We start from the raw sequence: 14,708 nt of genomic DNA, 5'->3' as shown, positions 1-14,708 counted from the left end.
TGATGTTTGGGCTCGACCATATCCAGATCGCGCTTCCCGAAGGTGGCGAATCCACCGCCCGGAAATTCTGGTGCGATGCTCTGGGGTTGAGCGAACTGCAAAAGCCCGAAGCCCTGCGCGCGCGTGGTGGCCTCTGGCTGGCGCTGGGTCAGTGCGAACTTCACTTGGGTGTCGAGAAAGACTTCTCACCAGCCCGCAAAGCCCATCCGGGTTTCGCCGTCGATGATCTGGAGGCGATCGCCGCTCAGATCGAAAGTTACGGTCAGAAATTGCGCTGGGACACAACACTAAATGACCGCCGCCGGTTTTTCACCGAAGACCCTTTCGGAAACCGGCTCGAGTTTTTGCAAAAGGATTGAGAAATGGCCAAGGCATTCGCGTCCCAGGGGGACATGTCGGAAAAGAAAATCAGCTTCACCGAGGTGGGCGAAGGGCTTTACGCCTTCACCGCCGAAGGCGACCCAAACTCGGGCGTGATCATCGGCGATGACAGCGTGATGATTGTCGAGGCGCAGGCGACCCCGCGTCTGGCCAACAAGGTGATCGAATGCGTGCGCTCGGTCACGGACAAGCCGATCACCCATGTGGCGCTAACGCATTACCACGCTGTTCGTGTGCTCGGCGCCAGCGCTTTTGGCGCGCAGCAAATCCTGATGTCGGACATGGCTCGCGCCATGGTTGTTGAACGGGGTCAGGAGGATTGGGACAGCGAATTCCAACGCTTCCCCCGCCTGTTCGAAGGGCATGAGAGCATCCCGGGCCTCACATGGCCCACCACCACATTCAGCGACACCATGACCGTTTATCTGGGCAACCGCCGGATCGACCTGATGCATCTGGGCCGCGCCCATACGGCAGGCGATATCGTCATCCATGTGCCCGATCAGAATGTCATGTTCACCGGTGATATCGTCGAATACCACTCGGCATGCTATTGCGGCGACGGGCATTTCAGCGACTGGGGCGATACGCTGGATGAGATCAAGTGGTTTGACGTGGACGCTATCGCTCCGGGACGCGGCGACGCATTGGTCGGTAAGGACATGGTCAATGCGGCAATCGAGAACACTCGCGATTTCGTAGAAAGCACCTATCGCCCGGCGGCCAAGGTCGCAGCGCGCGGTGGCAGCCTGAAAGAAGCATGGGACGCGGTTCGCGCCGAATGCGACCCCAAATTCGCCGATTACGCAATCTACGAACATTGCCTGCCGTTCAACGTGGCCCGCGCCTATGATGAGGCGCGCGGCATCGACACACCCCGTATCTGGACCGCCCAGCGCGATCTGGAGATGTGGGAGGCCCTGCAGGGCTAAGATTTCCGGGCCGAATTTGATCCAGATCGTGGCGGCCCGGATTTGACGGTGAAACTCTAACGCGAGACCTCCGGCGCAACTGTGCCGGAGAACAGATGCGGTGCGCCCGATGCGCCAGAAATGGGAGAGAGAGAGTGAACAAGATCTTTGAAGTTCCACTTTATGCTTACGAGGCCAGCCCGGACCAATCCGCGCCCGCGCCCGTGCGCCACAAGGTCATCGTTGTCGGGGCCGGTCCGGTGGGTCTGGCCGCCGCCATTGATCTGGCCCAGCAAGGCGTCGAGGTGCTGGTGCTGGACGACAATGACAAAGTCAGCTTCGGCAGCCGCGCCATTTGCTTTGCCAAACGCCCGCTGGAAATCCTCGACCGTCTGGGCTGCGGACAGCCGATGGTGGACAAGGGTGTTCTTTGGAATAAGGGCAAAGTGTTCTTCGACGAACGTCAGGTCTATGAGTTCGACCTGCAGCCCGACAGCGGCGATCAGCGCCCGGCCTTCATCAACCTGCAGCAATACTATTTCGAGCAGTTTCTGGTCGACCGCGTGCGCGAATTGCAGGCTCAGGGCGCTCCGATCAAAATCCGCGGCCGCAACAAGGTTGAAGCAGTCGGAACCCACCCTGATCACGTCAAGCTTGAGGTCGAAACGCCCGAGGGTTCGTACACCATCGAGGCGGATTGGGTGATCGCCTGCGACGGCGCGGGCTCACCTATGCGCGCCATGATGGGCAAGGATTTCGTGGGCCGCGTGTTCGAGGACAACTTCCTGATCGCCGATGTGATCATGGAGGCCGATTTCCCCTCGGAACGCTGGTTCTGGTTCGATCCGCCCTTCAACAAAGGCCAATCGGCGCTGCTGCACAAGCAACCCGATGGCGTCTGGCGCATTGATCTGCAACTGGGTTGGGATATCGACAAAGAGCGCGAAAAGCGCCCGGAAAACGTAATCCCGCGCCTCAAGGCCATGCTGGGTGAGGACGTCAATTTCGAACTGGAATGGGTCAGCATCTACACCTTCCAGTGCCGCCGGATGGAGCAATTCCGCCACGGCCGAGTGATCTTTGCAGGCGACAGCGCGCATCAGGTCAGCCCGTTTGGTGCACGGGGTGCAAACTCTGGCGTTCAGGACACCGACAACCTGTGCTGGAAGCTGAAACTGGTGATTGACGGCAAAGCGCCAGAGTCGCTGCTGGGCAGCTACGATCAGGAACGCATTCACGGCGCGGACGAGAATATCCTGAACTCGACCCGCTCGACCGATTTCATCACCCCGAAATCGCAGATGTCCCGCATCCTGCGCGATGCGGTATTGGACCTGAGTGAACATTATGATTTTGCCCGACCGATGGTGAATTCAGGTCGGCTCAGCGTGCCTTGCGTCTATGACGGCTCGCCACTGAATTCGGCGGACGCGTTGAACGGACCATTGCAGACGCGCCCCGGAGCGTCCTGTCCCGATGCGCCTTTGGGTGATGACTTTCTGCTGCCTAAACTGGCTGGACAGTTCACGCTGTTGACCATCGACGCCGATGCGCCGGATGAGATCGAGGTCGATGGGATCACCGTCAAACGCCTGGCACTCTCGGTCAAAGACGACCCGACCCTGACGCTGAAGCGCCGCTATCTGGGCGATGCGACCGGAGCAGTCTACCTGATCCGTCCCGATCAGCACGTGGCCGCCCGCCGCGACACTTACGAAGAAAACGCATTCCGGCACGCGGTGCGCCGCGCCACAGGCAAGGAGTAAGCGACATGGCCGATCTGATCCTCTCACCCAACCTGACCCAGGCCGACGATTTCTATGCCGATTTGGTGGCGGCCCATGAAGGGCTTGAGAAATCCGAAAGCGATGCGTTCAACGCACGCCTCGTGCTGGTACTGGCGAACCACATTGGCGACAATGCAATCTTGAAGCAGGCGCTTGAGGCCGCAACGCTGAAACAGGAGTAAGCCTCATGAAAATCGATCAAATTCACCACGTCGCCTATCGCTGCAAGGATGCGAAAGAGACGGTGGAATGGTACGGCAAGATGCTGAACATGGACTTCATTCTGGCGATTGCCGAAGACCATGTGCCCTCGACCCACGAGCCCGACCCTTACATGCACCTGTTCCTGGATGCTGGAAACGGAAACGTGCTGGCGTTTTTTGAACTGCCAACCAAGCCGGAGATGGGGCGCGATCCCAACACGCCGATTTGGGTGCAGCACATCGCCTTCAAGGTGAAGGACCGCGATGAGTTGATCGCGTTCAAGGACCACCTCGAAGCCAACGGGGTCGAAGTTCTGGGTGTCACGGATCATTCGATCTTTCACTCGATCTATTTCTTCGACCCAAACGGCCACCGCGTTGAACTGGCTTGCCCCGACCCCGAGGAAGAGGCCATGCTGGCCCGGCTGGATTCGGTGAAATGGGATATGCTCGAAGAATGGTCGCGCACCAAACGAGCCCCTCAGCATGCCGACTGGCTGCATGCCAAGGAACTAAGCAAAGGCTGACCATCATATGTCCGAAGTGGTTCTGTTTGACTACTGGCGCTCGTCCGCCAGTTACCGGGTGCGGATTGCGCTCAATTTAGCCGGGATCACCTATCGCCCGGTCATCGTTGATCTGGTGAACGGGGCGCATCGCGCCTCGGATCATTTGGAACGCAACCCGCAGGGTTTGGTCCCGGTGCTGGATATCGATGGGGTTCGATTAACCCAATCGCTGGCGATCATCGATTATCTGGATGAAACCCGCGATCTGGGCCTGCTGCCAACCGATCCGACCAAGCGAGCCGCGGCGCGGGCATTGGCGCACAGCATCGCGGTGGATATCCATCCGGTCTGCAACCTGTCGGTTGCCAAACATGCCACCGCGCTTAGCAATGGCACAGGCGACATGCCCGGCGACTGGATGCGCCACTTCATCCGGCCGGGTCTGCTGGCGTTTGAATCGCTGCTGAGCGGCTTTGATCAATCCCCGTTCTGCACCGGAGACACCCCCGGTCTGGCCGATATCTGCCTGATCCCACAGCTTTATAATGCGCGCCGGTGGGAAGTTGATCTATCCGACATGCCACGCCTGACAGCAGTCGAGACCGTCTGCGCCGAGCATTCCGCCTTTGCCGCAGCCCATCCCGATCTGCACACTCCGCTCTGAACCGGTGCACAGGGTCTGTTTGGCAGTGTGGGTGCACAAATCCTCGCGCCGCCCTTATGTTTCTGTACAACGTCAGACGGAGACCCCCATGCCCGAGATCACCGGCTACCACGCCCATGTCTATTTCGACGCCGACACACATGAAACGGCGCAGCAGGTCTGCGAGGAGGCCGCGCGGCTGTTCCCCAGCGTGCAGATGGGCCGCATGCATGCGCACAACGTTGGCCCTCATCCGCGTTGGAGTTGCCAGCTGGGCTTTCCCGCCGAAGCCTTTGATCAGGTCTTTCCCTGGCTGATCCTGAACCGGCAAGGGCTGACCATCTTTACGCATCCAGAAACCGGCGATCACTTGGCCGATCACCGGGATCGCGCCATTTGGATGGGCGAGATGCTGGATCTTGATCTGTCGATCTTCGATTAACCCAGCTCCCGCGCCCGGTCGCGCAAGATGAACTTCTGAATTTTCCCCGTCGACGTTTTCGGCAACGCACCGAAAACAACCGTCTTGGGCGCTTTGAAGTGGGCCATATGATCCCGGCAGAAAGTGATGATATCCGCCTCATTCGCCTCTGCCTGCGGTTTCAATTCAACAAATGCGCACGGCGTTTCACCCCATTTCTCATCCGGGCGGGCCACCACCGCTGCCTCCATCACAGCCGGGTGTTTATAAAGCGTGTCTTCGACCTCAACGGATGAGATATTCTCGCCGCCCGAGATGATGATATCCTTGGACCGATCCTTCAGCGCGATATATCCGTCCGGGTGCATCACGCCCAGATCGCCTGAAGCAAACCAACCGCCTTTGAAGGCCTTGTCCGTCGCCTCGGCGTTCTTGAGATAGCCCTTCATCACGATGTTACCCTGCATGAAAATCTCGCCCATGGTTTCGCCATCCGAAGGCACGGGCTCCATCGTCTCGGGGTCAGCCACCATCAGGCCGGACAGGGCGACATATTTCACCCCCTGACGCACCTTCAGCGCAGCGCGGTCTTCTGCGCCCTTCTCGTTCCATTCGTCCTTCCAGGCGCAGACGACAGACGGGCCATAGGTCTCGGTCAGACCATAGACATGGGTAACCTCGACCCCCATCCCTTCCATCGCTTCGATCACCTTTGCAGGCGGCGGAGCACCAGCGGTCATCGCCCTGATCTGCTGCGTGAAATCCCTGAGGTGATCCGGCGCGTTGGCCAGCATGTTCAGCACAATCGGCGCGCCGCAGAAATGGGTTACGCCCTCTTCACGGAACGCGCGATAGATGGGTTCTTCGCGCACGGCGCGCAGACAGACGGAGGTGCCCGCATTTGCCGCCATGGTCCACGGGAAGCACCAGCCATTGCAGTGGAACATCGGCAGCGTCCACAAATAGACCGAATGCTGCGGCATCCCCCATGTCAAAATGTTCGACGTCGCGTTCAGCGCCGCGCCGCGGTGGTGATAGACCACACCCTTGGGGTTGCCTGTTGTGCCCGAGGTATAGTTCAGCGCGATCGCGTCCCATTCATCTGCGGGCAAAGACCAATCGAACTCCGGATCGCCCTCGGCCAGCAGCCCCTCATAGGTCAAATCGCCCAACCGTTCGCCACCGTCAAAGCTGGCATCTTCGATATCGATCATCAGAATGTCATGATCCACCTGCCCTAACGCCTGCTTCACAACGCCTGAAAACTCGGGATCAACCAGCAGAACCTTGGCTTCGGCATGGTTCAGAATAAAGGCGATGATCGGCGCATCGAGCCGCGTGTTAATCGCGTTCAGCACTGCGCCCGCCATGGGCACGCCAAAATGCGCCTCATAAAGCTCGGGAATATTGGCCGCGATGATCGACACCGAATCTCCCACGCCCACGCCACGCGCAGTCAGCGCGCCGGCCAGTCGTCGGCTGCGCTCATAGGTATCAGCCCAGCTATACCGGCGCTCACCATACACCACGGATGGGTAATCCGGATACACTGCCGCCGTCCGCTCAAGATAGCTGAGCGGAGACAGAGGCGTGAAATTCGCAGGGGTTTTATCCAGATGTTGCTGGTAAATTGGTGTGGCTGTCATCCGGCGATCCTCCCAAACTCGACAGATTGGCGTATTGAGCACAAAGTTTACGCCAGAACAAACCCGTATTAATACGCGATTCTGGTACACTGGAGATATCCTATGGGCTAATCTGGCCCTACTTCACGCGCACCATTCGCGTTGATCTGCAGTATCACGTCACTTTGCGCCCACAGGGATGCTCTGATTCCCGTGCGCCCTATTTTGAAAGGACATGTCATGGACGGCACGTTCAACGAAAACGATCTTTCCCGCGTTGTCGAAGCTGACCGCGCCCACATCTGGCATCACCTGATCCAGCATAAGCCTTTTGAGACCAATGACCCCCGTATCATTGTCGAAGGCAAGGGGATGCGCGTTTGGGACCAGAAGGGCAAGGAGCATCTGGATGCTGTCTCTGGCGGGGTCTGGACTGTCAACGTCGGCTATGGTCGCGAATCCATCTGTAAGGCGGTTTATGACCAGCTGATGAAGCTGTGCTATTTCGCCAATACCGCAGGCTCGATCCCCGGTTCGAATTTCGCGGAAATGCTGATCGACAAGATGCCGGGCATGAGCCGCGTGTACTACACGAACTCGGGCTCCGAGGCGAACGAGAAGGCGTTCAAAATGATCCGCCAGATCGCGCACAAGAAGTACGGCGGCAAGAAGACCAAAATCCTGTATCGAGACCGCGACTACCACGGCTCGACCTTGGCGACGATGTCAGCAGGCGGTCAGGACGAGCGCACCGCGCAATACGGCCCCTTTGCACCCGATTTTGTGCGCGTTCCGCATTGCATGGAATACCGCAAGCACGAGCTGGACGGCGCACCGGGAGAGAACTTTGGTGAATGGGCTGCCAACCAGATCGAAGAGGTCATCCTGCGCGAAGGCCCCGACACCGTTGGCGCCCTGTGCCTTGAGCCGGTGACCGCAGGCGGTGGCGTCATCGAAGCGCCCGAAGGCTATTGGCCCCGCGTGCAGGAAATCTGCAAGAAATACGACGTGCTGCTGCACATTGACGAGGTTGTCTGCGGCGTTGGCCGGACCGGCACTTGGTTCGGATACCAGCAATACGGCATCAAACCTGACTTCGTGACCATGGCCAAGGGCGTTGCCTCGGGTTATGCCGCGATTGCCTGCATGGTAACCACCGAGGAAGTCTTTGACATGTTCAAGGACGACGCGTCAGACCCGATGAGCTATTTCCGCGATATCTCGACCTTTGGCGGCTGCACCGCCGGTCCGGCTGCGGCGGTTGAGAACATGCGCATCATTCAAGACGAAAACCTGCTGCAGAACTGCATCGACATGGGTGATCGTATGATGGGCAACCTGCAGGCACTGATGGAAAAGCACAAGGTTATCGGCGACGTGCGTGGCAAAGGCCTGTTCCTGGGTGCCGAACTGGTTGCGGATCGCGGTTCCAAAGAGCCGGTGGACGAAAAGCAGGCACAGGCCGTCGTGGCTGACTGTATGGCGCAGGGTGTTATCATCGGTGTTACCAACCGTTCGATCCCCAGCCGCAACAACACGCTATGCTTCTCGCCAGCGCTGATCGCAACAGCGGACGATATCGACCAGATCACAGACGCCGTAGACGGCGCGTTGGGGCGTGTCTTCGGCTGATCCTACAATACAAGCTACCCACTAGAGCACCGAAACCCGCCAAATTTTGGCGGGTTTCTTTTTCGGACATCTCCGTGGGTAAAGGCCGCTCGGGTCGGTGTAGAGCATCGACACTATTCTCGATTTAGCCAATACGTTTTCCGGCAGTGTTGATTGAGCGCTTCAATCCCAACTGAAACTGTCGTCAGACCGACCCGCCTGATTGCCCGCTATCCGGACAAGGTGTGCTTTCACTGCGATTGCGCGAAAGGTTGTTTCTTAGACTTTACAAACCGGCTGTTCCATCCTATCGCAAACCTACGCAGGGGAGTCCCGCCCAAGGGACTGAGAGGCTGATTGGGTGAGAACCCGGTGATGCGACCCTTTGAACCTGACCCAGTTGACACTGGCGTAGGAAGCTAAGGTCGCACAGCCCATTCTGGCTTGCGCAACCGGAACACAAGGCACGTTTTGCCTTTGCCTCCTCCCAAACTCTTCTGGTGTCTTTTTGAGACCTGAGCTTGAGGAGCGCCAAAGTGAACGTACCAAACCCAAAAATTACCACCGATGAAATGCCCGCATCGCGCAAAATCTACGTCGCTGGCGAGTTGCATTCCGACATCCGCGTACCGATGCGCGAAATTTCGACTCATCCGACAGCCGGTGAAGCTCCGCTGCCTGTCTATGACAGTTCAGGCCCTTACACCGATCCGAGAGTGCTGACGGACATTAGGCAGGGTCTGGCACCAGTGCGCGCCGAATGGATCAAGGCGCGCGGTGATGTCGAAAAATATGAAGGGCGCGAGATCACTGATGCCGATAACGGCTTTGTTCACATGGACAAGCTGACACCTGAATTTCCAGTCAAGACACGACCGCTGCGTGGTAAGGATGGGTTGGCTCCGACTCAATTGGCCTATGCACGGGCCGGGATCGTCACCCCAGAAATGGAGTTTGCGGCGATCCGCGAAAACCAGCTGCGCGAAACGTCACCTTGCCATCGGGACGGGAACGACTTTGGGGCCAATATCCCCGACTATGTGACGCCTGAATTTGTCCGCTCTGAAATTGCCGCAGGGCGTGCGATCATCCCGGCCAATATCAACCACCCAGAAACCGAACCGATGATCATCGGTCGAAACTTTTTGGTAAAGGTGAATGCCAATATGGGAACGTCCGCCGTGACCTCCAGCATGGAGGAAGAGGTCGACAAGATGGTCTGGGCCATCCGCTGGGGTGCCGATACGGTTATGGATCTCTCAACCGGGCGCAACATCCATAACACCCGCGAATGGATCATTCGCAATTCCCCAGTGCCGATCGGGACTGTCCCGATGTATCAGGCGCTGGAAAAGGTGAACGGTATTGCCGAGGATCTGACCTGGGAAGTCTTTCGCGATACTCTGATCGAGCAGGCCGAACAGGGCGTGGACTATTTCACCATCCACGCGGGTGTACGCCTGCATATGGTCCCCATGACGGTCAACCGTGTGACTGGCATTGTCTCGCGCGGCGGCTCGATCATGGCCAAGTGGTGCCTGCATCACCACAAGGAGTCGTTTCTTTATGAACACTTCGAAGAGATTTGCGACATCTGCCGTCGGTATGATGTGGCCTTCAGCTTGGGTGACGGGTTGCGCCCTGGCTCGATCGCCGACGCCAATGATGAGGCGCAATTTGCTGAGCTAGAGACCTTGGGTGAGCTGACGAAAATTGCCTGGGCCAAAGACTGCCAGGTGATGATCGAAGGGCCGGGCCATGTGGCCATGCACACGATCAAGGAGAACATGGATAAGCAGTTGGAATGCTGCCACGAAGCGCCTTTCTATACGCTTGGGCCGCTTACCACCGATATCGCGCCGGGTTATGATCACATCACGAGCGGTATTGGCGCTGCGATGATCGGTTGGTTCGGTTGCGCCATGCTATGCTACGTCACGCCCAAAGAGCATCTGGGCCTACCAGACCGCGATGACGTCAAAACTGGAGTGATCACATACAAAATCGCCGCGCATGCTGCCGATCTGGCCAAAGGGCTGCCTGGCGCACAGCGACGCGATGATGCGCTAAGCCGGGCGCGGTTCGAATTCCGCTGGGAGGACCAGTTCAACCTGTCGCTTGATCCTGACACTGCACGCGATTTTCATGACCAGACCTTGCCCAAACAGGCCCATAAAGTAGCGCATTTCTGCTCCATGTGCGGGCCTAAGTTCTGCTCGATGCGGATTTCCCATGACATCCGTGCCGAAGCGCAAAGAGAGGGGATGGAGGCCATGGCTGCAAAATACCGCGAGGGGGGCGATCTTTATATGCCCGTCGAGGAACCGAGCGAATGATTACGATCGCGGGGGCCGGTCTCGCCGGCCTCACCTCAGCCTTGGAGCTTGCGCGGGCGGGGGTCCGGGTACGCGTGTACGAAGCCCGCACCGAGATCGGAGATGGGAGCGTTTCCCGGTTCGCCGGTGGCATGTTGGCTCCGTGGTGCGAACGTGAAAATGCCGAGGAAGAAGTTATCACTCTTGGTGCGGGGGCGGCTGATTGGTGGGCGGACATCACACCCGTCACCCGTCATGGTACGTTGGTGGTCGCCCCGGCCCGCGACAGGGCAGAGTTGACGCGCTTTGCCCGGCGCACCTTCGGGTATCGTGAGATGGACGTCGCTGACATCAGCGCCTTGGAACCGTCTTTAGCAGGCCGGTTTTCGCACGGGTTGTTTTATGAATCCGAGGCCCACCTGGATCCGCGACGCGCCCTGCGGGATCTGGCCGAGGCAGCGCAGGCTCTGGGTGTTGAGATCCTTCTTGGAACCAAAGCACCGGGGCATGTCGATCTGGATTGCACAGGTATTCAAGCCGCTCTGTCCGATCTGCGCCCAGTGCGCGGTGAGATGGCGATACTGCATTGCCCGGAGGTCACGATCAGCCGAACCATCCGCCTATTGCATCCGCGCATTCCGCTCTACCTCGTCCCGCGTGGGGACAACCACTTTATGATCGGCGGCACAATGATCGAAAGCTCGTCCGAGCGTCCGGTAACCCTGCGTTCGCTTTCCGAACTACTTGCTGCGGCCTTTGCCATCCACCCTGGTTTCGCAGAAGCCAGCGTCATAGAGACCGGTAGCGGGTTACGCCCGGCCTTTCCTGACAACCTTCCTCGCGTTGTTCAGTTTGGCGACACTCTGCATCTGAACGGTCTTTATCGTCACGGCTTCCTTCTGGCCCCGGCAATGGCGGCCAGGGTGGTCCAACATCTCATTCCGGAGACGAAACATGCACATCACTGTGAATGCCAAAGCGCATGAAGTATCTGCCGAAACGCTGGACGCTGCGCTTGTCGAGCTTGGCTTTATCAGCCCCGCCATCGCGACGGCGCTAAATGGCCAGTTTGTACCGGCGTCTGCGCGCAGCGTAACCGTGTTGAACATAGGCGACCGGCTGGAAGTTTTGGCCCCGATGCAAGGGGGCTGACATGAAAATCTACGATGTCGATATTACGGTGCCTATGTTTCTAGGCACTGCGCAATACCCATCTCCCGCAATTCTGCACCAAGCGATCCGCGCCAGTGGTTGCGAGGTGGTCACTGTCAGCCTGCGTCGCGAAACAGCGGATGGGACAGGCGCAGGGTTCTGGGACATGCTACGTGCAACGGGTGCCCACATCCTGCCCAACACTGCCGGGTGCCATTCGGTGCAAGAGGCCGTGACAACCGGACAAATGGCTCGTGAACTTTTTGCAACCGATTGGATCAAGCTGGAGGTGATTGGCCACGCGGATAATCTTCAGCCGGATGTCTTCGCCTTGGTCGAAGCCGCACGTATTCTGACGACCGATGGTTTCAAAGTTTTCCCATACATGACGGATGACCTGATTGTGGGTGAGAAGCTGCTGGAAGCGGGATGCGAAGTCCTAATGCCTTGGGGAGCGCCCATCGGTTCAGGCCAAGGGTTGCGCACGCCTGATGCTCTGCGGACGATGCGTGCGCATTTTCCGGATGTTCCTCTGATCGTCGATGCCGGAATCGGACGACCCTCTGATGCGGTACAGGCCATGGAATTGGGTATGGATGCGATCCTGCTCAATACCGCGGTGGCCAAGGCGGGCGATCCCGTCGGCATGGCACGAGCCATGGCCCTGGCGGTCGAGGCCGGGCGTGCGGGTTTTATCTCTGATCCAATTGATCGGAGAGATGTGGCCGTGCCTTCCACTCCCGTACTCGGCCTCGCGGAGTTGATGTGATGGAACGGTTCTATCTGATCACGGGCCATGTGGGGCGGTTGGAACTGTTGGTGCCTCAGGGCGTGAAGCTTGTGCAATTGCGCATCAAGGATACGCCAGAGCCCGAAGTTCGTCGTCAGATCGCCCGAGCCCGCGACATCTGTGCCGTCCATCAAGCCCAACTTGTGGTGAATGACTACTGGCAGGTGGCCTTGGATCTCAATTGTAACTTTGTCCACCTAGGGCAGGAGGATATGGACACTGCCGATTTTGCGGCCCTTCGTCGTGCGGGCGTGCGTATTGGACTCTCCACTCATGACGAAGCCGAACTTGACCGTGCCTTATCCTCCGATCCAGCCTATGTGGCGCTTGGCCCGGTCTATTCGACTCTACTGAAAAAAATGAAATGGAAGCCGCAGGGATTGGACCGTGTGACCCGATGGAAAACAAGGGCCGGAACCGTCCCGTTAGTCGCAATTGGCGGGCTGACCCCAGAGCGTGCGTCCGGTGTTTTTGCCGCCGGTGCGGATAGTGCCGCCGTGGTGACAGACATTCAAAGGTCCGCCGACCCCGAAGCCCGCACGCGCGAATGGTTGCGGGTGTGCAACACATGAGCAGGTATGCCCGCCAGATGCAGTTGCCCGAAATCGGCGAGGCCGGTCAGACCAGATTGGGCAAAGCACATGTCGCGGTCGTCGGGGCTGGCGGGTTAGGCTGCCCTGTCCTGCAATACCTGGTGGGCGCAGGCATTGGGAAGATCTCGATCTTTGATCCGGATGAGGTCGAAGAAAGCAACCTGCACCGCCAACCACTTTATGGCATGCCGGATATCGGCAAGCCTAAAGCACTTGCCGCGCGCGATGCTCTGCGCGCGCTCAATCCACAGGTGGAAGTTTCAGCAAATGTAGAGTCGATCGGCCCAACTAGAGCACCAGAGATCGCAGCCAAGGCGGATCTAGTGATCGACGCGGCGGACAGTTTCGCGGCCTCATATATCTTGTCAGATGCCTGTCTGGTTGAAGATACGCCGCTCGTCTCAGCAAGCGTTCTGGGGCAAACCGGATATGTCGGCGGGTTTTGCGGGGGCGCACCGTCTCTACGTGCCGTGTTCCCTGAATTGCCCGCAACCGGAGCGACCTGCGCAACTGCAGGTGTGCTGGGGCCCGTGGTAGGCGTCATCGGCGCATTGCAGGCACAGATCGCGATCAAAGTCCTTTTGGGTACACAGCCAGCATTAGGGCAGATGATAACAGCAGATCTTTCTGGAATGCATTTTGGTGGGTTCAGCTTTCTGGGTAACCCAGAACCCGAAACTGCAATCCCTTTCATCGCAGAACCGATGTTGCAATGTTCTGACCTGATCATTGAACTGAGGAGCCATCACGAAGCACCTAAGAAAATCCGCCCAGAAGCTGAGCGCATTTCCGAAGCCGAGTTGCGCGATCAGTTTCCGTTTTCAAGGCAAAGGGTAGTCTTGTGCTGCCAAAGCGGATTACGAGCTTGGCGGGCGGCAAAGGGCTTGCAGGCGCAGGGTGAAACCAACCTCGCTTTGTTGGCTGCGAGGGCCTGTAAATGAAGCCGATCATGATAATCGGCGGAACCGACAGTAGCGGGGGCGCAGGCCTGATCCGAGATGCCTGGGTGGCCCAAAAACTTGGATGTCAGGTCCTTCCCATTGTCACGGCGGTGACCGCTCAATCAGATGATATGGTGTTCAATACCCAGCTCATATCGACGGAAATGATCGCCAGCCAGATCAAAGCCGCATTGGCCACAACCGCTCCTGCTGCCATCAAGATCGGCATGCTTGGCAATGAAGAAATTGCTGATGCGGTTGGCAACGCCATCCAAAGGCAATCGTGCCCCATTGTCCTGGACCCGGTGCTAAAATCCAGCTCGGGGCGTCAGCTCATGTTGGGTCAGTTTCCCAGAACGCTGCTGTCGCAGGCCCAGCTTGTCACCCCGAACCTACTCGAAGCGGCAGCGCTCTCAGGATATCCCGTGGCGGAGACCGACGACCAGATCGCGGCACAGGCAGATTGGCTTTTGTCCGATGGAGCACAGGCCGTGTTGATCAAGGGAGGCCATGCATCGGGTGAGACCTCCGTCGATCATCTGTACACACTTGCAGAGCAGAATATCCTGACGGCACCGAGGCTCGAAGTAGCAACGATGCGCGGCACAGGCTGCGCGATGGCCACGGCGATCGCCTGCGGCCTGATCCAGGGGAACGATCTTCTTTTAGCATGTAAGAGGGCAAAATCATTCGTCCATAACTACCTCCGCGAGGCAATCAACATCTGATATCTTCGATACCGGTTTTGCCAAAACGGACATTCGGCCTCGACACAGCACCAGCCACTTTGGAACTCATTCCCGAAATTTGTTGCTGCTGTGTAAGC

The 14,708-nt window shown here is 58.2% G+C and carries 16 protein-coding genes and 1 riboswitch; of the genes, 15 read left to right on the top strand and 1 reads right to left on the bottom strand.

All coding sequences use genetic code 11. The features are described from left to right. Positions 1-2 precede the first annotated feature (2 nt). The 7 genes from ACR0MQ_RS13630 (at position 3) to ACR0MQ_RS13600 (ending at position 4,876) form a co-directional block, all read left to right on the top strand. Entirely contained in the window at positions 3-359 is a 357-nt protein-coding gene (locus tag ACR0MQ_RS13630) for a VOC family protein (protein WP_170771124.1), read from the top strand. A 3-nt stretch (positions 360-362) separates the two neighbouring features. Next, a complete protein-coding gene (locus ACR0MQ_RS13625) occupies positions 363-1,313 on the top strand; it encodes an MBL fold metallo-hydrolase (RefSeq protein ID WP_039541551.1) in 951 nt (316 codons plus the stop codon). A 134-nt stretch (positions 1,314-1,447) separates the two neighbouring features. Next, a complete protein-coding gene (locus tag ACR0MQ_RS13620; protein ID WP_480608778.1) occupies positions 1,448-3,058 on the top strand; it encodes an FAD-dependent oxidoreductase in 1,611 nt (536 codons plus the stop codon). A 5-nt stretch (positions 3,059-3,063) separates the two neighbouring features. Further along, on the top strand, positions 3,064-3,261 hold the full coding sequence (locus ACR0MQ_RS13615; protein ID WP_170475713.1) for a DUF2783 domain-containing protein: 198 nt from the start codon (positions 3,064-3,066) through the stop codon (positions 3,259-3,261). A gap of 5 nt (positions 3,262-3,266) precedes the next feature. Further along, positions 3,267-3,809, top strand: coding sequence for a VOC family protein (locus tag ACR0MQ_RS13610; RefSeq protein ID WP_010437557.1), 543 nt, complete (start codon positions 3,267-3,269; stop codon positions 3,807-3,809). 7 nt (positions 3,810-3,816) lie between these two features. Further along, the gene (gene maiA / locus ACR0MQ_RS13605) at positions 3,817-4,455 is read left to right on the top strand and encodes a maleylacetoacetate isomerase (RefSeq protein ID WP_170771129.1); all 639 of its coding nucleotides are present in this window, start codon (positions 3,817-3,819) and stop codon (positions 4,453-4,455) included. Positions 4,456-4,543: 88 nt separating this feature from the next. After that, positions 4,544-4,876: a DOPA 4,5-dioxygenase family protein gene (locus ACR0MQ_RS13600; protein ID WP_170771132.1), complete on the top strand. Its 333-nt coding sequence runs from the start codon at positions 4,544-4,546 to the stop codon at positions 4,874-4,876. Here the strand turns inward: ACR0MQ_RS13600 and ACR0MQ_RS13595 are convergent. Beyond that, on the bottom strand, positions 4,873-6,501 hold the full coding sequence (locus tag ACR0MQ_RS13595) for an acyl-CoA synthetase (RefSeq protein ID WP_480608775.1): 1,629 nt from the start codon (positions 6,499-6,501) through the stop codon (positions 4,873-4,875). The genes ACR0MQ_RS13600 and ACR0MQ_RS13595 overlap by 4 nt on opposite strands. Before the next feature lie 219 nt (positions 6,502-6,720). Between ACR0MQ_RS13595 and ACR0MQ_RS13590 the strand changes: the two genes are divergently transcribed. From ACR0MQ_RS13590 to thiD, 8 genes are all read left to right on the top strand, one after another. Continuing rightward, the gene (locus ACR0MQ_RS13590) at positions 6,721-8,112 is read left to right on the top strand and encodes an aminotransferase class III-fold pyridoxal phosphate-dependent enzyme (protein ID WP_170771137.1); all 1,392 of its coding nucleotides are present in this window, start codon (positions 6,721-6,723) and stop codon (positions 8,110-8,112) included. Between the two features lie 293 nt (positions 8,113-8,405). Continuing rightward, a riboswitch (TPP riboswitch) is annotated at positions 8,406-8,526 on the top strand. 101 nt (positions 8,527-8,627) lie between these two features. Continuing rightward, entirely contained in the window at positions 8,628-10,427 is a 1,800-nt protein-coding gene (thiC, locus tag ACR0MQ_RS13585) for a phosphomethylpyrimidine synthase ThiC (protein ID WP_480608773.1), read from the top strand. After that, entirely contained in the window at positions 10,424-11,392 is a 969-nt protein-coding gene (locus tag ACR0MQ_RS13580) for an FAD-dependent oxidoreductase (protein ID WP_480608771.1), read from the top strand. Before thiC ends, ACR0MQ_RS13580 begins: the two co-directional genes overlap by 4 nt. Next, positions 11,361-11,558, top strand: a complete 198-nt coding sequence (gene thiS / locus ACR0MQ_RS13575; RefSeq protein WP_010437546.1) for a sulfur carrier protein ThiS — start codon at positions 11,361-11,363, stop codon at positions 11,556-11,558. The genes ACR0MQ_RS13580 and thiS overlap by 32 nt, the downstream gene beginning before the upstream one ends. A 1-nt stretch (position 11,559) precedes the next feature. Next, positions 11,560-12,327: a thiazole synthase gene (locus tag ACR0MQ_RS13570; protein WP_480608769.1), complete on the top strand. Its 768-nt coding sequence runs from the start codon at positions 11,560-11,562 to the stop codon at positions 12,325-12,327. Beyond that, positions 12,327-12,920 (top strand): thiamine phosphate synthase, encoded by a 594-nt coding sequence (locus ACR0MQ_RS13565; protein WP_480608767.1) that lies wholly within the window; start codon positions 12,327-12,329, stop codon positions 12,918-12,920. Before ACR0MQ_RS13570 ends, ACR0MQ_RS13565 begins: the two co-directional genes overlap by 1 nt. Beyond that, positions 12,917-13,882, top strand: a complete 966-nt coding sequence (locus ACR0MQ_RS13560) for a ThiF family adenylyltransferase (RefSeq protein ID WP_480608765.1) — start codon at positions 12,917-12,919, stop codon at positions 13,880-13,882. Before ACR0MQ_RS13565 ends, ACR0MQ_RS13560 begins: the two co-directional genes overlap by 4 nt. Further along, on the top strand, positions 13,879-14,610 hold the full coding sequence (gene thiD, locus ACR0MQ_RS13555; protein WP_480608763.1) for a bifunctional hydroxymethylpyrimidine kinase/phosphomethylpyrimidine kinase: 732 nt from the start codon (positions 13,879-13,881) through the stop codon (positions 14,608-14,610). The genes ACR0MQ_RS13560 and thiD overlap by 4 nt, the downstream gene beginning before the upstream one ends. Positions 14,611-14,708 lie beyond the last annotated feature (98 nt).

The organism is Ruegeria sp. AN6 (genome assembly GCF_056540425.1).
Note: the sequence above shows the minus strand (reverse complement) of the source record. Positions and strands in the feature narration are given on the sequence as shown.